At 62.7% G+C, this 21,265-nt stretch carries 20 protein-coding genes and 1 other RNA gene; 4 read left to right on the forward strand and 17 right to left on the reverse strand.

The window, feature by feature from the left end; all coding sequences use genetic code 11:
* Nucleotides 1-94: 94 nt before the first annotated feature.
* The 13 genes from LQ232_RS17310 to secA all read right to left on the reverse strand — a co-directional run bounded on the left by LQ232_RS17310 (nucleotide 95) and on the right by secA (nucleotide 12,727).
* Nucleotides 95-403 (reverse strand): hypothetical protein, encoded by a 309-nt coding sequence (locus LQ232_RS17310; RefSeq protein ID WP_230181647.1) that lies wholly within the window; start codon nucleotides 401-403, stop codon nucleotides 95-97.
* Nucleotides 400-957 carry an HNH endonuclease gene (locus tag LQ232_RS17315; RefSeq protein ID WP_230181648.1) on the reverse strand — a complete coding sequence of 186 codons (558 nt, stop codon included), beginning with the start codon at nucleotides 955-957 and terminating at the stop codon, nucleotides 400-402. Before LQ232_RS17315 ends, LQ232_RS17310 begins: the two co-directional genes overlap by 4 nt.
* Nucleotides 954-1,340: a hypothetical protein gene (locus LQ232_RS17320; protein ID WP_230181649.1), complete on the reverse strand. Its 387-nt coding sequence runs from the start codon at nucleotides 1,338-1,340 to the stop codon at nucleotides 954-956. The genes LQ232_RS17315 and LQ232_RS17320 overlap by 4 nt, the downstream gene beginning before the upstream one ends.
* Entirely contained in the window at nucleotides 1,337-1,645 is a 309-nt protein-coding gene (locus tag LQ232_RS17325) for a hypothetical protein (protein WP_230181650.1), read from the reverse strand. The genes LQ232_RS17320 and LQ232_RS17325 overlap by 4 nt, the downstream gene beginning before the upstream one ends.
* Before the next feature lie 104 nt (nucleotides 1,646-1,749).
* Nucleotides 1,750-2,115: a hypothetical protein gene (locus LQ232_RS17330; protein WP_230181651.1), complete on the reverse strand. Its 366-nt coding sequence runs from the start codon at nucleotides 2,113-2,115 to the stop codon at nucleotides 1,750-1,752.
* Between the two features lie 94 nt (nucleotides 2,116-2,209).
* On the reverse strand, nucleotides 2,210-2,407 hold the full coding sequence (locus LQ232_RS17335; RefSeq protein ID WP_230181652.1) for a hypothetical protein: 198 nt from the start codon (nucleotides 2,405-2,407) through the stop codon (nucleotides 2,210-2,212).
* A 55-nt stretch (nucleotides 2,408-2,462) separates the two neighbouring features.
* Nucleotides 2,463-3,731: an integrase arm-type DNA-binding domain-containing protein gene (locus tag LQ232_RS17340; RefSeq protein ID WP_230181653.1), complete on the reverse strand. Its 1,269-nt coding sequence runs from the start codon at nucleotides 3,729-3,731 to the stop codon at nucleotides 2,463-2,465.
* A 176-nt stretch (nucleotides 3,732-3,907) separates the two neighbouring features.
* Nucleotides 3,908-4,279: a transfer-messenger RNA gene (gene ssrA / locus LQ232_RS17345) on the reverse strand.
* A gap of 61 nt (nucleotides 4,280-4,340) precedes the next feature.
* Nucleotides 4,341-5,570 (reverse strand): bifunctional glutamate N-acetyltransferase/amino-acid acetyltransferase ArgJ, encoded by a 1,230-nt coding sequence (gene argJ / locus LQ232_RS17350; protein ID WP_230181654.1) that lies wholly within the window; start codon nucleotides 5,568-5,570, stop codon nucleotides 4,341-4,343.
* 30 nt (nucleotides 5,571-5,600) lie between these two features.
* Nucleotides 5,601-6,416, reverse strand: a complete 816-nt coding sequence (locus tag LQ232_RS17355) for a LytTR family DNA-binding domain-containing protein (RefSeq protein ID WP_230181655.1) — start codon at nucleotides 6,414-6,416, stop codon at nucleotides 5,601-5,603.
* Nucleotides 6,413-7,591 (reverse strand): sensor histidine kinase, encoded by a 1,179-nt coding sequence (locus tag LQ232_RS17360; protein WP_230181656.1) that lies wholly within the window; start codon nucleotides 7,589-7,591, stop codon nucleotides 6,413-6,415. Before LQ232_RS17360 ends, LQ232_RS17355 begins: the two co-directional genes overlap by 4 nt.
* Before the next feature lie 10 nt (nucleotides 7,592-7,601).
* Nucleotides 7,602-9,764 carry a TRAP transporter large permease subunit gene (locus tag LQ232_RS17365; RefSeq protein WP_230181657.1) on the reverse strand — a complete coding sequence of 721 codons (2,163 nt, stop codon included), beginning with the start codon at nucleotides 9,762-9,764 and terminating at the stop codon, nucleotides 7,602-7,604.
* Between the two features lie 215 nt (nucleotides 9,765-9,979).
* Nucleotides 9,980-12,727 carry a preprotein translocase subunit SecA gene (gene secA / locus LQ232_RS17375; RefSeq protein ID WP_305878720.1) on the reverse strand — a complete coding sequence of 916 codons (2,748 nt, stop codon included), beginning with the start codon at nucleotides 12,725-12,727 and terminating at the stop codon, nucleotides 9,980-9,982.
* 93 nt (nucleotides 12,728-12,820) lie between these two features.
* Between secA and LQ232_RS17380 the strand changes: the two genes are divergently transcribed.
* A complete protein-coding gene (locus LQ232_RS17380; protein WP_230181658.1) occupies nucleotides 12,821-13,183 on the forward strand; it encodes a hypothetical protein in 363 nt (120 codons plus the stop codon).
* Nucleotides 13,184-13,252: 69 nt separating this feature from the next.
* Nucleotides 13,253-15,217: a TonB-dependent receptor gene (locus LQ232_RS17385; RefSeq protein ID WP_230181659.1), complete on the forward strand. Its 1,965-nt coding sequence runs from the start codon at nucleotides 13,253-13,255 to the stop codon at nucleotides 15,215-15,217.
* Here the strand turns inward: LQ232_RS17385 and LQ232_RS17390 are convergent.
* On the reverse strand, nucleotides 15,189-16,160 hold the full coding sequence (locus LQ232_RS17390; protein ID WP_230181660.1) for a M23 family metallopeptidase: 972 nt from the start codon (nucleotides 16,158-16,160) through the stop codon (nucleotides 15,189-15,191). The two genes, LQ232_RS17385 and LQ232_RS17390, sit on opposite strands and share 29 nt — an antisense overlap.
* 41 nt (nucleotides 16,161-16,201) lie before the next feature.
* Between LQ232_RS17390 and LQ232_RS17395 the strand changes: the two genes are divergently transcribed.
* Complete coding sequence (locus LQ232_RS17395) at nucleotides 16,202-16,531, forward strand: DciA family protein (RefSeq protein ID WP_230181661.1); 330 nt, start codon at nucleotides 16,202-16,204, stop codon at nucleotides 16,529-16,531.
* A 3-nt stretch (nucleotides 16,532-16,534) separates the two neighbouring features.
* Here the strand turns inward: LQ232_RS17395 and LQ232_RS17400 are convergent, their stop codons facing one another.
* The 3 genes from LQ232_RS17400 to LQ232_RS17410 form a co-directional block, all read right to left on the reverse strand.
* Nucleotides 16,535-17,710, reverse strand: a complete 1,176-nt coding sequence (locus LQ232_RS17400; RefSeq protein WP_230181662.1) for an NAD(P)/FAD-dependent oxidoreductase — start codon at nucleotides 17,708-17,710, stop codon at nucleotides 16,535-16,537.
* A 15-nt stretch (nucleotides 17,711-17,725) separates the two neighbouring features.
* Nucleotides 17,726-17,890 carry a rubredoxin gene (locus LQ232_RS17405; protein WP_230181663.1) on the reverse strand — a complete coding sequence of 55 codons (165 nt, stop codon included), beginning with the start codon at nucleotides 17,888-17,890 and terminating at the stop codon, nucleotides 17,726-17,728.
* Between the two features lie 105 nt (nucleotides 17,891-17,995).
* Nucleotides 17,996-18,481, reverse strand: coding sequence for a rubrerythrin family protein (locus tag LQ232_RS17410; protein WP_230181664.1), 486 nt, complete (start codon nucleotides 18,479-18,481; stop codon nucleotides 17,996-17,998).
* Nucleotides 18,482-18,694: 213 nt separating this feature from the next.
* Here LQ232_RS17410 and LQ232_RS17415 point away from each other — a divergent pair, with 213 nt between their 5' ends.
* Nucleotides 18,695-21,250: an SLBB domain-containing protein gene (locus LQ232_RS17415; RefSeq protein WP_230181665.1), complete on the forward strand. Its 2,556-nt coding sequence runs from the start codon at nucleotides 18,695-18,697 to the stop codon at nucleotides 21,248-21,250.
* Nucleotides 21,251-21,265: the final 15 nt, after the last annotated feature.

Genomic DNA, 21,265 nt, shown 5'->3' on the forward strand with positions numbered 1-21,265 from the left:
CAGCAGTACACGTCGGGGGCCGTGTCATTCAGCAAGGTTTGCGGCCTTGCCTAGCTGGGGCGTAAACATTATGCAGACCCTGTGCCGCATTGCCCTAGGGGAGCGGCCGGGCGAGCTTGTCATCAAGCTCTCGCAAGATTCCTCGGGTCAGCACCCGCTGCCGATTGACCTCGCCGCAAGTGTGGGAGACATAGCGCTGCTGTTTCATCAGGGCGGCAAAGGCAAGGCCAATGATCTTGCCTTCCTTGGCCTCTTTCAGCAGGCGCTCAAGACATTCAATGGTGTCAATGTCGATAGAAGACATAACCTCGCGCAGGGGCACTAAATTGGCTGGATCACCAGTGCGGCGTGTCGATTTGTCGGTGTGTTTATTCACGCCGAATGGAATCATGTTTTTGCTCATGCCGATCTCCCAATGGCAAGGAATTCGAGGGCGGTGCTGTCGCCTTTGGCGAGGTTGCAAGGCACGCAGGCAGCCACAAGGTTGATGAGCTCATCAGGCCCCATCAATGCCCGTGGCATTTGGTGTTCGATGTGCCATTTGCCATCCAGGCTCAGCACCTTGCCGCAATAGAAGCATTTGCCTTCAGACTTGTCGAAGACTTCCCGCCGTCTGCGTGGCACAGCCTTGGGCCTCGCGGTGGCTCCTGGCACAGGCTCTGGCAGTTCATGCTCTGCCCACAGCGCGCCTTGGGCGAAAACGTCGTCATTGGCGCTCGTGAGTTGGGCCGCAGCCTTGAGGACGCGGCGAGCCTGGGCCAGCGCTTCTGACTTATCGTTGGCCACGGACAGAACGCCGCCAGACTTCGGGTGCAGCACCATGTAGCGAATGGAATGAAGGCCGCGCTCCACGCAAGCCATTGTGCTCATGATGTACTCGCCGGACTTGCCGAAGATGCCGCCATAGATTGGCCGGTAGCGAATTGCTGGAGCGCTTCCCCCCTTGGATGCGCTCATGATGTTGGCCGCCCTTGAGCACCCGTCTTCAGTCGATGCCGAGTGAACGCCAACTCAGTGGTGGCAATCGGGTCCCACTCGTTATGCATTGGGATTGAGCAGCCATCGCATGTGACGCTTAGAAAATCAGTCAGTGCGCGTAAGTACCCCTCTCGATGGCTTGCCTGACCATTGATCAAGTTGGCCTGGATGCTGGTTACAATGACATCAGCCATGGCGGCATAGTCGCGGCTGTCAACGTCTTCGCCAAGTTGGCAGCACGTGTCGTTGGACAGTTCCGTGATGGCTTGGAGCGTTTCTTTCAGAGCATCGGCACCGGCACGCAAAGAGTGATCGGCGCCCACGTGTTCCACGGGCTGACCAAAGGTTTCGGCGGTGCTCATGCGTCTTCTCCTGGCCAACGACCGGTCACAATTTCTTCAAGCTCAAGCATCTCGACGGGGTGCTCAACACCCACAAGAGACAGCACAACGTTGTTGAGATCCTTGAGGCGAATCAGGGCACTGGTGCCAACTTCTTCAATTGCATGGCCACGGCAAGCGTGTGAGATCTCTCTCCGGAGCATGTAGATCAGCGAATCGATTTGGTACGTAGCGCGACAGGCCAGCTCCAAACGTTCTTGTAGTGCCTGATCAAGGTCTGGTCGAGTAGGCGCGGCAGAGCCGCTAACATCTACGGTAGCTGTCATTTCGATCTCCTATGGATCAAGTGATGGTCAGACCCGGGGCAAAGCTACTACCTTTCGCCTTGGGTCGCTATTGCCTCAGTGCCGCTGAGGCGCCGGGCTTTATGTCAGTGAGACCATTCTCTAAATTGCTCGTGGTTGCAGCCGGCAACGGCCACGCGGGCTGAGACGCTCTCCATGATTTCCGCCATTCCCCGCAGGCGCTCTGCAGTTTCCTGCATTGCACCAATGGCTGGAACTAGAGCGCTAGCCTTCGATGCATCGGTCGATAGCTCTTGATAGAAGATGCCATCTTTGGCGGCCAGCCAAGCGGCCATCCTCCAAGCCCGGATAACGAGCTCCTTGGAAAGCACCAAGTCGGCGATTTGATCGACCTCATCCTCTTTGATAAGTGCATTGCATTTCATCACTTGCTCATAGAGCTCAAGAACGTCGGGACCTTCTTCATTGCCATTAGTATTTGCGTCAGCCATTTCAAGCTCCTTCGTAGCTCGGGTTGGTCAGGGCCTGCTTGGTGTTCCACCACCTTGCAGGCCCACTATTGCCTGACACCGTCAGGCGGCGGTACTACTCTTCCTCGGGCTCCGGCTCCTTAGCCTTGTCGATGCGATCACGCACCCACTGAGCCCCGCCCAACCGGGCAAGCTTTTCCTTTTGATCGGCCGTCATGCGAAGGGGCACGATCACGCTTTCCTGGCCTTCCTTCAAGGGCTTGCGGCCCTGGCCTCGACCAGGTCCACCACGCCCCGTAGGCTTGTTTTCCATGATGTTAATGTATTACTGAATTAAAACGAACGCAAGCGAATTAAGTATTACCATTTCAATTCTTCATGCCCGCCTTGATCGGCACCACGTCGGCACCCTTGCGCAGCCCATCCAAGTGGTCCGCCCAGGTCTGCAACATGCTTCGGCGCTGCTCCACGAACTCGGTACGGTTGTAGGCGCGGCCTAGGCTGTCCTTCACGCTGTGGGCAAGCTGGGCCTCGATCACGGCCTCATCAATGCCCAGGCGCTCGGCCAGCATGGTGCGCGCCATGGCCCGAAAGCCGTGGCCGGTCATTTCCTCTTTGGGGTAGCCCATGCGGCGCAGGGCGGACAGCACGGCGTTGTCGCTCATGGGGCGCTCACCGGTTCGCAGGCTGGGGAACACGTAGCGACCATGGCCGGTGAGGGGCTGCAGCTCGCGCAGGATCTCAACCGCCTGGCGGGACAGGGGCACCAGGTGGGGCGTGCCCATGGCCTTTTGCGCCTTGCTGCGCTTCATCCGGTCGCTTGGGATGCGCCACACAGCGCCGTCCAGGTCGAACTCCGCCCATTCGGCTTTGCGCAGCTCGCCAGGGCGCACGAATACCAGCGGCGCCAGCTGGAGGGCGGCCCGTGTCACCGGCATCCCTTCATAGGCCTCGATGGAGCGCAGCAGCTCGCCCACCCGCTTGGGGTCGGTGATGGCCGGCATGTGCTTGACGATGACCGGCTGCAGGGCGCCCTGGATGTCGGCTGCTGGGTTGCGCTCGGCCCGGCCAGTGGCAATGGCGTAGCGGAATACTTGGCCGCAGGCTTGGAGGGCGCGGTGTGCGGTCTCGATGGCGCCACGGGCCTCGATGCGCCGCATGGCCTCCAGCAGCTTGGGCGGGGTGATGGTGGCGACGGGGAGGGCGCCCAGCCAGGGGAAAACGTCATGCTCCAGCCGAACCAGGGTGCGAGCGGCATGGGCCTCGGTCACTTTGGGGATGTGGATGGTGATGTGCCATTCACGGGCCACGGCTTCGAAAGAGTTGGTGGCCAGTTCCGCCTTGGTGCTCTTTTCAGCCTTGCGCTTGCTGCTGGGGTCGATGCCCTTGGCAATGTCCTGGCGGGCCTTGTCGCGGCGCTCCCGGGCGTCTTTGAGGCCAATGTCCGGGTACACGCCCAGGGACAGCATCTTCTCCTTGCCGTCGAAACGGTAGCGCAGCCGCCACCACTTCGACCCGCTGGGCTGCACCTCCAACCCGAGCCCGCCGCCGTCCGACAGGTTGTAGGGCTTGTCTTGAGGCGCCGCCTTCTTGATGGCGATGTCGTTCAGCTTGTTGAGGACGTTCTTCGCAGGCATGGGTAAGTGTAGTGCGGGTAACAGGTTGGCACAGTGCCCCGTTACCCACGAACCTTACCCACAAGAAAGCCCGGATTCAGCCGGACATGTCCGGATTGCTACGGACGAAAAAAAGCCCTAAGTGTTTGATTTCTTAGGGCTTTCTGGATGCTTCCGGACGTTGCCGGACGCTTTATTGGTGGAGCCGGGGGGAATTGAACCCCCGTCCGCAAACCATCACCGAGCAGTTCTACATGTGTAGCCGTCTGATTTGGATCTCACGGACTCTGTCGCGCAGCGGCACGCTACAGAATCCGCCAGTCACTTAATCTCGTTCTCTACCGAGTGACCCGGCAGAGAACCAGCCAATGTGTATGACCTCACAGTCCTTGTCTTACGACTCAGACCCAGCCCATCGGCCAACTGTTGTGAGGCTCACCGGTGTTAAGCGGCGAGTGCGAACGTTTGATCGTTTGCAGTTACTTTGTTTCCAGCCAGATTTACGAGCAAACTGGAGCTCGACATGCCCTACTTCGGATCCGCATCCACGTCGAAACCTGGTCGGCCCCTTGAAAGGTTTCCCATTGTAGGCTCAATCCCCAAAACCCGCTTGGGTCTTGGGACTATGGCTCAGCTGCGGTAATCGGCGTTGATCGTCACGTAGTCGTGTGACAGATCGCAGGTCCACACGGTGGCTTGCGCCGCACCTCGGGCCAGGCCCACGCGCACGGTGATCTCGCTTTGCTTCATCACGCGCTGGCCGTCTTCTTCGCGGTAGGCGGGGTGGCGTCCGCCTTTGGTCACCACGTGCACGTCATCCAGGTGCAGCTCGATCAGGGTCTGGTCCAGATCGCCAATGCCGGCGTAGCCCACGGCGGCCAGGATGCGGCCCAGGTTGGGGTCGCTGGCAAAGAAGGCGGTTTTGACCAAGGGTGAGTGGGCAATGGCGTAGGCGGCCAGCTTGCATTCGTCTTCCGTGCGGCCGCCTTCCACCGTGATGGTGATGAACTTGGTGGCGCCTTCGCCGTCGCGCACGATGGCCTGGGCCAGCTGCTGCGACACGGCGATCACGGCGGCGCGCAAGGCCAGGCCCTCGGGGCTGTCCAGGCTGGTGATCTCGGGGTGCGCAGCCTGGTTGGTGGCCATCAGCACGAAAGAGTCGTTGGTCGAGGTGTCGCCATCGATGGTGATGCGGTTGAAGGACGCGTCGGCCGCTTCGGTCACCAGGGCTTGCAGCAGGCCGGGGGCGATCTTGGCGTCGGTGGCCAGAAAGCCCAGCATCGTCGCCATGTTGGGGCGGATCATGCCGGCGCCCTTGCTGATGCCGGTGATGCTGACCGTGGCGCCACCAATGCTGATCTGGCGCGAGGCGGCCTTGGGCAGGGTGTCGGTGGTCATGATGCCTTCGGCGGCGACGCCCCATTGGTCGGCCTTCAAATCTGCCAATGCGGCGGGCAGGCCGGCCTGGATGCGGTCGGTGGGCAAGGTTTCCATGATCACGCCGGTGGAAAACGGCAAGACCTGTTCCGGGGCGATGTTCAGGTGGCGGGCCAGGGCCACGCAGGTGGCGTGGGCGCGCACCAGGCCGTCTTCGCCGGTGCCGGCGTTGGCGTTGCCGGTGTTGATCAACAGGGCACGGATGTCGCTGTTGGCGGCCAGGTGCTTCTGGCACAGCTGCACGGGGGCGGCGCAGAAGCGGTTTTTGGTGAACACGCCAGCCACGGCACTGCCCGGCTCCAGGGTGATGACCGTCAGATCACGCCGGTTGGCCTTGCGGACGCCCGCCATGGTGATGCCCAGCTTGACGCCGGGAACGGGGTGCAGGTCTTGGTGATTGGGGGCGGACAGGTTGACGGGCATGTGAGTGGGCTCCAGCGAAGGCTGTGATTTTCACATGGCCTTGAACTGGTAGGCGTACATCCGGCTGACTTCCAGAGTTTCGGCCCGGCCGCGCAGGTGCACGCGCATGCGGCCGTTGGTGCGGCTGACGCGCTCGATGGCCTTGAGGTTGACGACGGCGCTGCGGTGCACTTGCCAGAAATGCAGCGGGTTCAGGCGGGGAACCAGTTCGCGCAGGGGCGTGCGGATCAGCACTTCAGCGCCGGCCGGGCTGGTGCTTGAGGTGATCACGCGCACATATTTGTCGGCGGCTTCGAAATATTGCACGTCTTCGATCGGAATCATGAGCAAGCCCGAGCCCATGGCCGCCTGGATCACGGTCAGGGGCGTGGTTGGGGCGGCGTCGGCCTGGCGTTCCAGGCTGGCGCTGCGCAAGGCTTCCAGGGTGCCGGCCAGGGCGCCGTCGTCCGTGGCATGGGCGCGCAGCTTGAGCTGGTCTTTCAGGCGCTGGCACGTGGCGGCCATGCGGGTGGTCTGCACGGGTTTGAGCACGTAGTCGACCGCCGCGCGTTCGAAGGCCGCCAGCGCGTACTGGTCATAGGCGGTGACGAACACGATCAGCGGCAGGGGCTGCTCCGCCGGCCAGGCCTCGACGATGGCTTCGGCGGCATCCAGGCCGTCGCGGTCGGGCATGTGGATGTCCAGAAAGAGAATGTCGGGCTGTTCGGCCACGGCGCGCTGCAGGGCTTCACCACCGTCTTGCGCGGGGGGCAGCAGGGTCAGCTCGGGCCACAAGCGGGTCAGCATGCTGGCCAGGGCCTGGGCCAGCACGGGTTCGTCTTCGGCGATCAGGGCGGTGGCGTTCATGGCAGGGCGGGGGTTTCTTCGATGAGCTCAGGCTTGGGCAAGGACACGGGCAGGCGCAGTGACACGTGCGTGCCGGCGCCAGCGGGCTTGGCGGTGAGGCTGAGGCTGGCGGTGCCACCGTAGAGCGATTGCAGGCGGTCACGCACGCAACTCAGGCCGAAGCCGTCGGTGCTGCGCCGCACGAGTTGGGCGGCTTGCAGGCCCCGGCCGGTGTCATCCACGCTGAGGATCAGGTGCTCGCCGTCGTGCTGTGCGCGCACGGTCAGCTGCCCACCTTGTCGGCTGGGTTCCAGGCCATGCTGGATGGCGTTTTCCACCAGGGGCTGCAGCAGCATGGGGGGCACGGGCAGGCTGGCCAGGTCATCGGGCAAATCCAGCGCGATCTGCAGCCAGGGCCCCATGCGGATCTGCATCAGGGCCAGGTAGTCGGCCACGCGCCTGAATTCCTCCGACAACGGGTGGGCCGCGATGCGGGTGGCGCTCAGGGTGGAGCGCAAAAAGGCGATCAGGTGGGCCAGCATGTCTTGTGCACGCGAGGGGTCGCTGGCGATGAGTGCGTGCAGGTTGGCCAGGGTGTTGAATAACATGTGCGGCTCGAGCTGGGCTTGCAGCAATTGCAGCTGAGCCTCGACGGTCTGGCGTTGGGCGGCCGCGGCGCGCACCTCGCTGGCGGCCAGGCGCACGCGCAGGTAGTCCACCGTGAAGGTGACCAAAGCTGAGCTGTAGCACAGCACCATCGACACGCCGATGGGTGGGCGCCGATCGGGCACCGACCATGGCCACGGCAGGTGCAGCGCGGCCTGGGCCATGGCCACGCCCATCACGCAGGCCACCGGGATGCCAAAGAGAACGCACAGCACGATCGCGGGCCAACCCACCAGGCCATACACGCCGCTGCGGTCAAAGCGCTGGCGGGCGTCAGGCAGTTGCTTCCAGCGGCGGCGGGCCTCGCTCAGCCACACGATGCCCAGCAAGGTCCAGCACCAATAGCCCAGGCACAAGGCGTAGGTCATGTTGATGAAGAAGCCGTAGCGGTGGGGCGAGTCGCGGCCCAGCGCCCATTCCATGGCCCACATCACCAGCGCGATGGACACGCTCCACAGCAGGTTGAAGCGCCCGGTCCGAGGGATGGAGCCGTGGACGATCAGATCGCTGGGGTATTCGCTGTCGGACATGGAGTGCGTTCTACCTCAAAAACCGCAGCCACTCCACCTGCTGCACGATCAGCGGTCCGAAGCCCACGATCGCCAGGCTGACGGACATGACCGCGATGGGCAGCAGCCAGCGCTCGTAGCGTTGCAGGAAGCCGGCGTTCTCGACCTCGTGGTCTGACGCGTCGATCTGGTCTTCGCCCACGACCTGCCGTGTCAGCAACTGGTTGAGCGCCACGGGCGGCAGCAGGTAGCCCAGCTCGAAGGCCACCAGCACCATCATCCAGAAGTGCACCGGATCAATGCCATTGCGGTAAGCGATGGGGGCCAGCGTGCCCGACACCAGGAAGATGGCACCAATGGGTTCCATGAACATGCCCAGCACGACCTTGGCGATCATCAGGAAGGCCATGGCGGCCCAGACGTTGGCGAAGTGATGCGGCGCCAGGTCGATGATCTCGGACCGTTCCACCACGCCGCCCACGGTCTGCGACAGCATCATCAGGCCGATGTACGCGCCGATGTGCGAGACGGTCTCGGTGGTGGCCACGCGGATGGAGGATTCGACCCCTGCCTGACGATGCGCCGCGTAGCTGGGTTGATCGGACGTGGGCTTGCTCTGGCTTCGCGAGGCCAGGATCTTGTCCAGGGTCAGCACCACAATCATCATCACAGGGATGATGGTGGGGGCCGAGATTTCATTCAGGGGCGTCTCCAGCGCGAGGCTGTAGAAGCCAATCACGGCAACCATCGCGGCCACGTGCGGCAGCAAGGGCACCATCTGGCGCAACATTTCGGGCACGGCAATGCGGGCGGGGGTGATGTTCACGCGCTGCGTGCGCCGCATCTGCGAGGCGATGAAGAACATCGTCGAGGTCAACACGAACACGTAGCCGCCCCAGTGGAAGAGCTGGTCCGACGTCACCTCCTTGTTGAGCATGGTGATGCCCACCACCAGCAGGCTGGGCCGCAGCACCACGCCCAGCGAGCCCGACATGGCCGTGGCCGCCAGCGCGTACTGGCTGCTGCCGCCCACGGCGCGCACCTCGTGGTAAATGATGGCGCCCGCCGCGATCACGAACACGCCCGAGGCGCCGGAGTAGGCGGTGGGCAGTGCGGCCGCCAGCAGGATCAGGTAGGTCAGCAGCTCTGGCGAGAACTTCCAGGGCCGCAGGATGTTCATGAACAGATCGACCAGACGGCTTTGCTTTAGCAGCATGCCGGCCCAGATGTACAGCGCCAGCTGCAAGGGCAGGTTGGGGATGTCCATCAACTTGCTGACGTAGATGGCCAGGCCTGAGGGGTGGTCGTGCAGCAAGAAGTAAACGCCAGCGATGAGCCCCATGCTGGCGAACAAGGGAATGGACTGCAAGGATTCACCCCAGGTGCCCAAGCCTTTGGTGCCTTCGGTGACGGGCCTGACAACGCGGTAGGCGCTGATCACCAGCAGCACGCCGAACAGCAGCATCCACAGGTAATACAGGACGGGCGCTTCCAGCGGCACGCCCGCGTCAACCGAGACCTGGTGGTAGCGGATGGCCGACACGAAAAGCAGGGCCGACGCCATCGTCATCGTGATGGCCTGCATGCGGAAATCGCGCTCGAACTTGGGTGGGCGCAAACAGATGTGGTGAAAGCCCAGCGTGGTCGCGATGGACGTGACCGTGAGCAGCAACAGCAGGAGCAGCGGGCGGTTCTCGCTGCCAAAGTGGAAGAGGCCAAAGAAGCTGGTTTCCACCGTGCGGTAGGCCACCACGGCGGGCGTGATGTGCTTGACCACTTGCTCGTACAGCGCGTGCCGGGCCTGGCACTGCGCCACCGTGGACTCGACCGACTGGCGCAGCAAGGTTGGGTCCATCAACTGCTCGGTGAAGAGGCCATCGATGTCGTCGTCGGCCGTGCTTTTGCGCGATCGTTCAGTCTGCAGGCGCGCGACCTCGGCATCGACGTTTGGCTGCGGATTGCAGGTGGGACGAACCGGGTCGGCCCGCATCATGAAGTACTGAACGTGGCCCCGCTCATCGTGGAAGAAGACCTCGCCAAATTTCAGCAACTGGCCATGGATCATCTCGCCGGTGCCGATGAGCAGGATCAGCAGCAAGAGTGTGATGGTGGGCAGGCTGAACAGCCATTCAGGGGCGGTCCGGCCGAGCAGCCGCCGTGGCATGGCCATCGAGCCAGTGGTTGTCGTCGTCATCTTGTCTCCTGGCGGCGCATCGAGGCGCCGTTTGTGGTGTGCTTTTGCCAGGGCAATATAGGGACGGGCCAGCGCTTGTTCCAGCGCCTTGTGATGAACCACCACCGCGGTGGCGCGAACGGCAGTGGCGCGGCGCGAACGGAGCAAGCGGCCATGAAAAAGGGCCCCGAAGGGCCCTTGGGTTCGGCAAGCGCCGAGTGCTCAGGTGTGCGGGTTTACGCGAGCTTGCCGTGGCAGGCCTTGTACTTCAGGCCGCTGCCGCAAGGGCAGGGGTCGTTGCGGCCCACGCGTGGCACGGCGTCGGCCAGGTTGCGGCCCTCTTCGGTTTCGGTGGCCACGCTGCCGTCCTCGTTGGGATGGGTGTAGGTGACGTTAGAGATGGACTCGCCACGGCTCTCGATGGCTTGCGCCGCCAAGGCTGCTTCTTCCTGGCTCTGGATGCGCACGGTCATCAACTGGCGCGTCACGTTCATCTTGATCACGTCCAGCAACTGGCCGAACAGCTCGAAAGCTTCGCGTTTGTACTCTTGCTTGGGGTTTTTCTGGGCGTAGCCACGCAGGTGGATGCCTTGGCGCAGGTAGTCCAGCGCCGACAGGTGTTCACGCCAGTGGCTGTCGATGGCCTGCAGCAGCACCATGCGCTCGAACGTACCAAACTGCTCCTTGCCGACCTGGGCGACCTTGGTGGTGTAGGCCTCGTCACCCGCCTTGAGCACTTGCTGCAGCACATCGTCGTCATCGGCGGCGCTGGCGGCTTCAACCCACTTCTTCAGTTCAATCTCGATCTGCCATTCGTCTTTCAAGACTTTTTCCAGGCCCGTCAGATCCCATTGCTCTTCCAGGCTTTCAGCCGGCACGAAGGTGCGCACCACATCGGTCAGGGCGCCCTTGCGCAGGCTGCTGATCGACTCGGCCACTTCAGTGGATTCGAGAATCTCGTTGCGCTGCTGGTAGATCACCTTGCGCTGGTCATTCGACACGTCGTCGTATTCCAGCAGTTGTTTGCGCATGTCGAAGTTGTGGCCTTCAACCTTGCGCTGCGCGCTTTCAATGCTGCGGCTCACGATGCCGGCTTCGATCGCCTCGCCCTCGGGCATCTTCAGGCGGTCCATGATGGCGCGCACGCGGTCGCCCGCGAAGATGCGCATCAACTGGTCGTCCAGCGACAGGTAGAAGCGGGTGGAGCCCGGGTCGCCCTGGCGGCCGGCACGGCCACGCAACTGATTGTCGATGCGGCGTGATTCGTGGCGCTCGGTGGCGATGATGCGCAAGCCGCCCAGGTCCTTGACCTTCTGGTTCAGCTCGATCTGTTCGGCCTTCAAGGCCGCGATGCGTTGCTGCTTGGTGGCCTCGTCGAGGGACTCGTCCTGCTCGATGTTCTGCACCAGCTTTTCAACGTTGCCGCCCAGCACGATGTCGGTGCCGCGGCCCGCCATGTTGGTGGCGATGGTGATCATGCCGGGGCGGCCTGCCTGGGCCACGATCTCGGCCTCACGCGCATGCTGCTTGGCGTTGAGCACCTGGTGCGGCAGCTTCATCTTGTTCAGCATGTCGGCCAGCAGCTCGGAGTTCTCGATGCTGGTGGTGCCGACCAAGGTGGGCTGCCCACGCTCGTAACATTCTTTGATGTCGTCGGCGATGGCCTTGTACTTTTCCGCCGAGGTCTTGTAGACCAGGTCCAGCTGGTCCTTGCGCAGCATGACCCGGTTGGGCGGGATCACGATGGTTTCCAGGCCGTAGATTTCCTGGAATTCGTAGGCTTCGGTGTCGGCCGTGCCGGTCATGCCCGACAGCTTGCCGTACATGCGGAAGTAGTTCTGGAAGGTGATCGAGGCCAGGGTCTGGTTCTCGGCCTGGATGTCCACGCCTTCCTTGGCTTCAACCGCCTGGTGCAGACCATCCGACCAGCGACGGCCCGACATCAGGCGCCCGGTGAACTCGTCCACGATCACGACCTCACCTTGCTGCACCACGTAATGCTGGTCCTTGTGGAACAGGTGGTGCGCACGCAGGGCGGCGTACAGGTGGTGCATCAGGGTGATGTTGGCGGCGTCGTACAGGCTGGCACCTTCGGCCAGCAGGCCGGCTTCGCCCAGCAGGCGCTCGGCGTTCTCGTGGCCTTCTTCGGTCAGGTACACCTGGCGCGATTTTTCGTCGGCGGTGAAGTCACCGGCTTCGATCACGCCTTCGCCGGTGCGCGGGTCGGCTTCACCGATCTGGCGCTTCAGATGGGGCACCACCGCGTTGATGCTGATGTACATCGCGGTGTGGTCTTCGGCCTGGCCGCTGATGATCAGTGGTGTGCGGGCCTCGTCGATCAGGATGGAATCGACTTCGTCCACGATGGCGTAGTTCAGGCCACGCTGCACGCGGTCGGCCAGCTCGTAGACCATGTTGTCGCGCAGGTAGTCGAAGCCGTATTCGTTGTTGGTGCCGTAGGTGATGTCGGAACCGTAGGCGGCCTGCTTCTCTTCGCGGCTCATCTGGGGCAGGTTGATGCCCACGCTCAGCCCCAGGAAGTTGTAGAGCTTGCCCATCCACTCGGCATCGCGGCGTGCCAAGTAGTCGTTGACGGTGACCAAGTGCACGCCTTTGCCGGTCAGCGCATTGAGGTAGACGGGCAGGGTGGCGGTCAGCGTCTTGCCTTCACCGGTGCGCATTTCGGCGATCTTGCCGTTGTGCAAGGCCATGCCGCCCAGCATCTGCACATCAAAGTGGCGCATTTTGAAGACGCGCTTGGAGCCTTCGCGGACCACGGCAAAGGCTTCGGGCAGCAGGTCGTCCAGCGTCTCACCCTTGGCCACGCGCTGTTTGAACTCCTCCGTCTTGGCCCGCAACTGCTCATCAGTCAGCGGCTCAAACGTGGGCTCCAGGGCGTTGATTTTCTCGACCACGCGCCGGTACTGCTTGAGCAGTCGTTCATTGCGGCTACCGAAAATCGAAGTGAGAAGCTTGGGCAACATGGAGCGGTGTATGAGAGAGAACCAGAGCCAAAAAGTGTAGCACCTGGGGCATGTCAAGATTCTGTCAAGGGTTGACCCCTACAATGGTCCGCGATGAATCCACCCCGCTTCAACGGCTTTGCCGCCTCGTCCAGAAGCACCGCCCAGGCGCTCCTGCTGGCGGTAGCGCTGCTGTTGGCGCAATGGGTGGGGATGCTGCACCGGATCGACCACGCCAGTGGCCAAGTCGATCTGCAAGCCCATGGTCAATCTGACGGTTCTCCGGCCAACCAATCTTCGCTGTCGCACTCTTGCGTGGTGTTCGATGGCGCTTACCTGGCCGATTTGCTGCCCACCGCCCTGGTGGGGTTCACGCCAGCCCCCACGCGCCATGCACGGCCATCCGCCACTGATTTCGCGTCATGGCACGGCCTGTTCTCTGGCCATTTCCAGCCGCGCGCCCCGCCGGCTGCCTGAAGTCTCTCTCGTCTCACAGCCCGACCGTGCCCGCCTCGGTCGATGACTTGTCTGTTCAGGAATTTCTTCATGCAGCTCCAACGCACTTTGTTGGCCAGCGCGGTTTTGTCCGCCCTGGCTTCGATCTCCTTTGCCCAAACGGCCGAACCCCAGCAAGCCGCCTTGCCCACCGTGACGGTCACGGCCACCCCTTTTGGCGCCAGCGAAGGCGCCCAGATCCTCGCGCCCGCCAAGGTCTTGTCTGGCGATGAACTCAACCGAAAGATGGGCGCCTCGTTGGGCGACACGCTCTCTCACGAGTTGGGCGTGTCGGCCTCGGCTTTTGGCGCGGGCGCCTCGCGGCCCATCATCCGCGGCCTGGAGGGCTCTCGCGTCAAGATCCTGCAAAACGGCATGGACGTGTCGGATGTGTCCGGTTTGTCCAATGACCATGGCGTAACGATCGATGGCCCCACCGCGCGCCAGATCGAGATCCTGCGCGGCCCGGCGGCGCTGCTGTACGGCTCGGGCGCCATCGGCGGCCTGGTCAATGTGGTGAACGACCGCATCCCCACGGTGCTGGAACCCGAGCCCACCGGCGAAGCCGAATTGCGTTACGGCACGGTCGACAAAAGCGGCACGGCCTCGGTCTCGGCCACCGGTTCCACAGGCGCCATCGGCCTGCATGTGGATGGCAGCGCGCGCGGCGCCAGCGACTACAACATCCCTGACGACCAGCGCCTGCCTTGGTCCTATGCGCGACAGCACAGCCTGGGTGTGGGTGCCTCCTACATCCAGGATTGGGGGCACGTGGGTGCGTCAGTGGGGCAAGTGGAGAGCCGCTACGGCATCCCCACGCAGGAAGGTGCGCAGATCGACCAAAAGCAAACGCGCTACGACCTGGACACGCTGGTCAAGAACCCGTTCGCGTCTTTCGAGACCTTCAAGTTCAAGCTGGGCTACACAGATTACAAGCATGCCGAGCTGGACTTGGCGAGCGTGCCCGAAACCTACTTTGCGAACCGGGGGCTGGAGTCCCGCTGGGAGCTGACCCATGCGCCCGTGGCCGGATGGCATGGCACCTTTGGTGTGCAAACCGAAGAGAACCAGTTCTCGGCCCTCAGTGCTGATGGCGGCGCCCCCGATACCGTGCCCGTCACCAAGTCCACCTCGGCCGCGGGCTTCCTGGTGGAAGAGCGCGACCTGGGCCCGGTGCGCATGAATGCCGGCTTGCGGTACGAAAACGTCAAGCGTCGGCCCGTGACGGGCGAAGATCGTTCGTTCGGCCTCACCTCGTATTCGGTGGGCGGCTTGTGGCCCTTCACGCCGGGCTACGGCCTGGGCCTCACCGCCTCGGTGGCCGAGCGAGCCCCTGCGACCGAAGAGCTTTACTCGAATGGCCCGCACGATGCCACCGGCACCTTTGACATCGGCAACGCCTCGTTCAAAAAAGAGACCTCGCACAACTTCGAGCTGTCACTGCAAAAGACGCATGGGCTGGTCCGCTGGAAGGCCAATCTCTTTGAAAACCACGTCAAGGATTTCATCTACGGCCAGATCACTGGCAACACGGTGGACGAAGACGGCCTGCCCGGTGGCAACCTGCGAGAACGCGTGTTCGGCCAGGCTGACGCCGTGATCCGCGGTGCCGAGGCCGAGGTGAGCTACAACCAGCGCGGCTCAGGCTTGTCTTGGCGCGGTTTTGCCGACACCTCAAGCGGTTCGCTGAAGGATGGCGGCAGCTTGCCTTTGCAACCGGCCACCCGTTTCGGGGCTGACATCGGCTACAGGCAAGGGCCATGGCGCACGGGTGCATCGGTGATCCACGCCCAGTCGCAAGACCGCCTGGCCGCGTCTGAGACACCTACGCCGTCTTACACGCAGCTGGATGCCAACCTGGCTTATGTGCAACGCGTGGGCAACAACGAGGTGACCTGGTTCCTGCTGGCCAAAAACCTGCTGAACGAAGACATTCGGCTGTCGACCTCGGTGCTCAAGGACGTGGCCCCTTTGCCGGGCCGCAACTTCATCGTGGGAGTGCGGACGCAGTTTTGACTGGTGCCTTGCCTTGCCCGGCCAGGAACTTGGCCGGGTTTTGCTGCACGCCCTCCACCAACACCTCGAAATGCAGGTGGGGACCCGTTGACCGGCCCGTCGTGCCCACTTCGGCGATGGGCTGGCCGCGTTTGACCAGGTCGCCCTGGTGCACCAGCATCTTGGAGGTGTGCGCGTATCGCGTTACCAAGCCATTGCCATGGTCCAGCTCCACCAGCAAGCCATATTGGGGATGCGGGCCGGCCGACAACACCACGCCACCGGCGGCCGCGTTGATCACCGTGCCCACGTCGGCCGGGAAATCCAGACCCGTGTGCAGGGCGGGCGCGCGCGTGAAGGGGTCGCGGCGGAAACCAAAGCCCGAGCCCACCGGGCCGTCGATCGGTGCGCTGCTGGGCACCATCAAGGCCTCCAGCCGCTTTTCAAAGAGGCGCGATTCGATCAAGGTGAGGACGTCGGCATTGCGGTCGCTCAAGGTGCCCATCTGCGCCATCTGGCTGTTCAGCGTTTCCAGTGTTGTGCTGGATGGCGTGGGCGGCTGGCGCAAGGGCACCAGCGGACCACCACTGGCACCAGAGGGCAGCCCTTCAATGTGTTTCAGCTCTTCGGGTTTGATGCCCGCCAGGCCGGCCACGCGCTCATTGACGGCTTCCAGGCGCAACAGGCGCGCCTGCATTTCGCCCACGCGCTCGGCCATCGCGTCCAGGTTCTCGCGCATGAAGCGGTCGCGCTGGGCCAGCTCCTTGCGCTCCACGTAACGCACCGCTTCAGAGATGATGGGCCAATGCTCGTGCGCCGCTTTGAGCACAATGGCGTGGTAAAAGCCCAAAGACGCCAGCATCAGCGGCACCAGCAAGGCCAGCACGGCCAAACCCAGTGACCACGGGGTGAACTGCAAAACCCGGGTGCGAGCCAGGGGACTGGTGGTGATCAGAATTTGCATGCAAACGAACCTTTCGCCGACCTGATTTTCATGAGCCGCCCATGAGCCGCAAGACCACCTTCAACTTCAAGCCCAGCGTGCCCGATGTGCCCGGGCTGACGGCGGCCTTGTCGCGTGCCACACCGTTGGTGGGCTTGTTGCAGCGGCTGGAGGCCTCCAAGCAATGCCTGGAAGCTGTGCGTGCGGTCCTGCCAGCCGGGCTGGCTGCCCATGTGCGCCCAGGGCCCCTGGACGATGAGGGCTGGACTTTGCTGGCCGCCAACTCGGCTGTTTCGGCCAAGTTGCGGCAGTTGCAGCCGCATCTCATGGAGGCGCTGCGTCAAAAGGGGCTCAAGGTTAACGCAATCCGGGTTCGCGTACAAACCCAGTGAATTTCAGATCCACAAAGGCGGGATCAAGGCGGCCAAAGCCTGGCGCTGGCTCACGGCCTTGCCTTGCAGGGCGAAACCCAGCAGTTGGTCCGGCTGACCTGGCGCCGTGAAGCGGGCGTCCAAAGCATCGTCCGTGGTCGTCACGGTCCATTCGCCGGCCGCGTCCAGCGGGGGCGGGCACACCACGGTGGGGCACGCCGGTGTTTTCACGATCACTGGCATGGCGGGGTAGGCCACAGGCGTTTTCTGCCCTGCCAGGCCTGCCGCCAAGGCGCGGGCCTGCTGCATCAGCGGCAGCACATAAGGCAGGGTGTGGCCGTCCACTTCTGCGCAATCGCCCACGGCGTAGACGTGCTCGGCGCTGGTGGCCAGGTGGCGGTCTGTCACGATGCCGCGGTTGATCTGCAGGCCAGCGCTGGCCGCCAAAGCCGTGCGGGGCTTCAGGCCAATGGCCGACAGCACCAGGTCGGTCTTGAAGGTCGAGCCATCGGTCAAGGTGACTTGCAGGCCCGGGCCATCGCTGGCCAGGTCGACCGACTGCACGGCCACGCCAAAACGGAAGCGCGCGCCCGCAGCCTGCAGCTTGGTTTGCAAATTCAGGCTCGCGGCTTCGGGCAGCAAGCGGCCCAAGGCGCGGTCGGCCAAATCCAGCACCGTGGGCTCGATGCCCCGGTGCAGAAGGTCGTTGGCGAACTCGCAACCGATCAGGCCGGCGCCCAGGATGGTCACGTGCTTGACGCCATCGGGGTGGTCCAGCGCTTCGGCGAACTTGGCGAAATCGTCCAGGTCGTTCACCGACAACACGCTGTCGGCGGCATTGCCTTTCAGCGGCAAGCGGATGGGATCAGCGCCCATGGCCAGGACCAGGTCGCGGTAGGGCAGCACTTCACCGTTGCCCAGCAGGATGGTGCGGGCCTGGGTGTCCAGCCGCTCCACCGTGCTGTGCGGCACCACACGCGCGTTGATCTCGGCGCCAATCTTGTCAGCGGCCTTCATCACCAGCGTGGCGGCGGTCTTCTTGCCGGCCAGCGCGTTGGACAGCATGGGCTTGGAATAAAAGCCCGCGTGGTCGCGGCTGACCACCACGATGGGCACTTGCGCGTCCAGCTTGCGCAACTCGCGGGCCACGTTGTAGCCCGCCAGGCCAGAACCAATGATGACGACCGAATCAGACGACATGGGGTGATTTCTCTTTCAGATCTCGATCATCTCGAAGTCGGACTTGCCGACGCCGCAATCGGGGCAGGTCCAGGTGTCAGGCACGTCGGCCCACAGGGTGCCGGCGGCGATGCCTTCGCTGGGGATACCAGCGGCTTCGTCATACACAAAACCGCAAACGACGCATTGGAAGGTCTTCATTTCTCAAACTTTCAAAAACAGGGGATGGATTCTGGGGCATGGCGCACGCCCAGCCGGGGCGGGCGAACGTCAAAAAGGCGGTCTGGGTGCCAAAAGGCAGGATTTTCAGGCCGAAATCCTGTCCAGCACAGCTTGGTAGGCGTTGGCGTGGCGTTCTTCCACCTTGGTGAGGGCGGCGAAACGCTTGGCGGCTTTCTCCAGCACGGCCTTGAACTGCGCTGCGTGCTCCTTCGACTCGGCGATCTGCTCGTCGATCTCTTTCACAGCCGCATCGTGCCCTTCGGCCACCGCGGCGTTGCGGAAGCCGGGGTACATGGTGGTGTACTCGTAGGTCTCGCCCTCGATGGCGAACTGCAAGGCCTTGGCTGGGCTCATGTTGGCCTTGGGGAACAGCAAATCCAGGTGGCCGAAGGCGTGCATCACCTCCTGGTTGGCGGTTTCTTCGAAATGCTTGGCGGTTTCCTCATCGCCCATCTCGCGGCACAGCTTGGCGAAGTAGCGGTATTTGATGTGCGCCATCGATTCGCCGGCAAAAGCGGCCTCCAGGTTGTGGATGGTGACCGAGTTGGGATCGTGGAAGGGGCTGGCCATGGGGTGGTCCTTTCTTGTGCGGATGGGGCTTTCTGGAGCCGATGAAGTGACTGTAGGTGTTCGCGTTGAATATTGAAAGACAATCGATTAAATAAAATTAATCGTTTTTAACTATGGTTGTTTGATGACCATGACTTGGCAAAGCGACCCCCCGAGTGAGGGAGAAAGCCCCCCTACAATCCTTTGACGATTTCACATGGAAGAAGTGGGCTCATGACTCAACGCAGGTCGCATCCGTTCCGCCAGATCATTGCTTTATTGACTTCGTTTTCGGTGCTGTTGGCGCCTTTGGCGCACGGGCAGGGGCTGGGTGGTTTTGGTACCAGCGGGGTAACTTCAAACCAAGGGAATGACGATCCTTACAGCGCCCCATCAAACCAGGCCGGTTTCGGCTCGTCCATGGGCGGTGCGGGCCGACAGGGCAGTGGTGGCGTGGGCCGGATGGACAGCACCGCGGGCAGCCCCCAGATCCGGCAAGTGCCTTCTGACAACCTGAATGGCTACCCGGGCCAGGGTATGCAGGCGCCTGGGGGCCAAGGGCGCTATGGCGCCAACACCCAGATATTCAACGGCGATCAGAACCTGCGCCCACTGCCGCCCAACGATTTCCAAAAGTTCGTGCTGGAAAGCACCGGCCAGTCCTTGCCCTTGTACGGGGCCACCTTTTTCTCGCAAGCTGGCAGCAGTTATCAGCCCCTGGCCAACACCCCCGTTTCGCCCGACTACACATTAGGCCCTGGCGACGAAGTCCTGATCAGAGGCTGGGGCGCGGTCGATGTCGACGTCAAGGCGGTGGTTGACCGCAATGGCCTCATTCACATTCCGCGTGTGGGTGCAGTCTCGCTGGGCGGCGTGAAATCGTCGCAGGCCGAAGGCGTGATCCATGCCGCCGTGGGCCGCTACTACCGCGATTTTCAGCTCAGCGTGACCCTGGGCCAACTGCGCGGCGTGACCGTGTATGTGGTCGGGCAAGCCCGCAAGCCTGGCGCTTACACGCTGGCCAGCACCTCCACCTTGGTCTCAGCCCTGTTCGCCAGCGGCGGCCCCGGCGCCAATGGCAGCTTGCGCCACGTGCAGGTCAAGCGTGCTGACCGCGTGGTGGCCGAGCTGGACCTTTACGCCTTCTTGTCCAAAGGCGACAAAAGCGCGGACATCAAGCTGCAGGATGGCGACACGATCGTGATCCCCGCCGCGCGCGGCTACGTGGCCCTGACGGGCAAGGTCAACACACCCGGTGTGTATGAACTGGCTGGCAAGAACGACAGCATTGACAGCGTGCTGGCCTTGGCCGGTGGCTTGCCCGTGGTGGCCGACCCCAAGCGGGCCTACCTGGAGCGCGTTGATCCGTCGCGCAAACCATCGCGCAGCGTTGAAAGCTTCGCGCTGGATGGTGAGGGCCTGAAACGAAATCTTAAGAGCGGCGACTTGCTGACCGTCCAATCGCTCACGGCCGAATTTGGCAATGCCATCACCTTGCGCGGCAATGTGGACCAGCCCGTGCGTGTGCCTTGGCACCAGGGCATGAAGATTCGGGATCTGATCCCCAACAAGGCATTTTTGATGTCGCGTGCGTCTGTGAAACGGCAAAACGAGGTGCTGCTGACCGAGGATGAGAAGAAACGGATCGACCGCACTGCCCTGCGCCGCAGCCGCATGGACAACAGCGATCAACAGGAGTCGTCGGACAGCAACAATTCTTTCGCTCGGGAAGGGCGAGAGGCTGCTTCTGACAGCACAGGCCAACGTGAGGTGCGTGATACCGCTGACACGCTGGCCCAACGCATTGGCAACCTCGTGGATGAGGTGAACCTGGACTACGCCGTGATCGAACGGGTGGACAGCAACGATGTGTCCGTCAAGCTGGTGCCTTTCAACCTTGGCAAAGTGTTGGAAGACGCGTCGAGCCCAGAGAATTTGGCCCTGCAACCTGGCGACGTCGTGACGGTGTTTTCCGTCAACGATGTGCGGGTACCCCAGGCCAAGCGGCAGGTGTTTGTTAGGGTTGAGGGCGAAGTGCAGCGGCCTGGCATCTATCAGATGAAGCCGGGTGACAGCCTGCCTCAACTGGTGGCGATGGCGGGTGGCTTGACGCCAGATGCCTACCTGTTCGGATCGAGCTTCTATCGCGAAGAAGTGCGCCGGACGCAGGCGGAGAACCTGGAGCGGCTGGTGCGACGGTTGGAGGCGCAAAGCCAGACCAAGCTCAGTTCGTCGGCCGCCAGCTTGTCGAATGTGAGCGGAGATGCCGTGGCGCGGTTACGAGTTGAAGCCGAGGCGCAGGCACAAAAGCAGGCTTTGGATCGTTTGCGCAACTTGAAGCCAACTGGGCGGATCATGCTGGGTTTGGCCGACGATCAATCCAGCGTTGATGCTTTGCCCACGTTGAAGTTGGAGAACCAGGATCGACTGGTGGTTCCTGCCCGGCCTGACTTTGTTCATGTGCTGGGGTCGGTGAACACGGAGTCGTCGTTGATCTGGCAGCCGGGGCGGACGGTTCAGAACTATCTGGATTTGGCGGGGCTGACCAGTGGGGCCGACAAGGATGAGTTGTTCATCATCCGGGCCGATGGCAGCGTGTTGTCTGATGCTGATCATTGGTTCAATCGGATCACGAGCACGAAGGTGCTAGCGGGGGACCTGATCGTGTTGCCTGAGAAGACAGATCATGAAAGTGGCTGGAGTACCTTCACACGCAATGCCAAGGACATCACGCAGATCATCTATCAGTTCAGCCTCGGCGCCGCCGCCATAAAGACTTTGCGCGAATAATTTCACTGGAGAGCA

Source organism: Aquabacterium sp. CECT 9606, from assembly GCF_918741295.1.
Lineage (GTDB): Bacteria > Pseudomonadota > Gammaproteobacteria > Burkholderiales > Burkholderiaceae_C > Aquabacterium.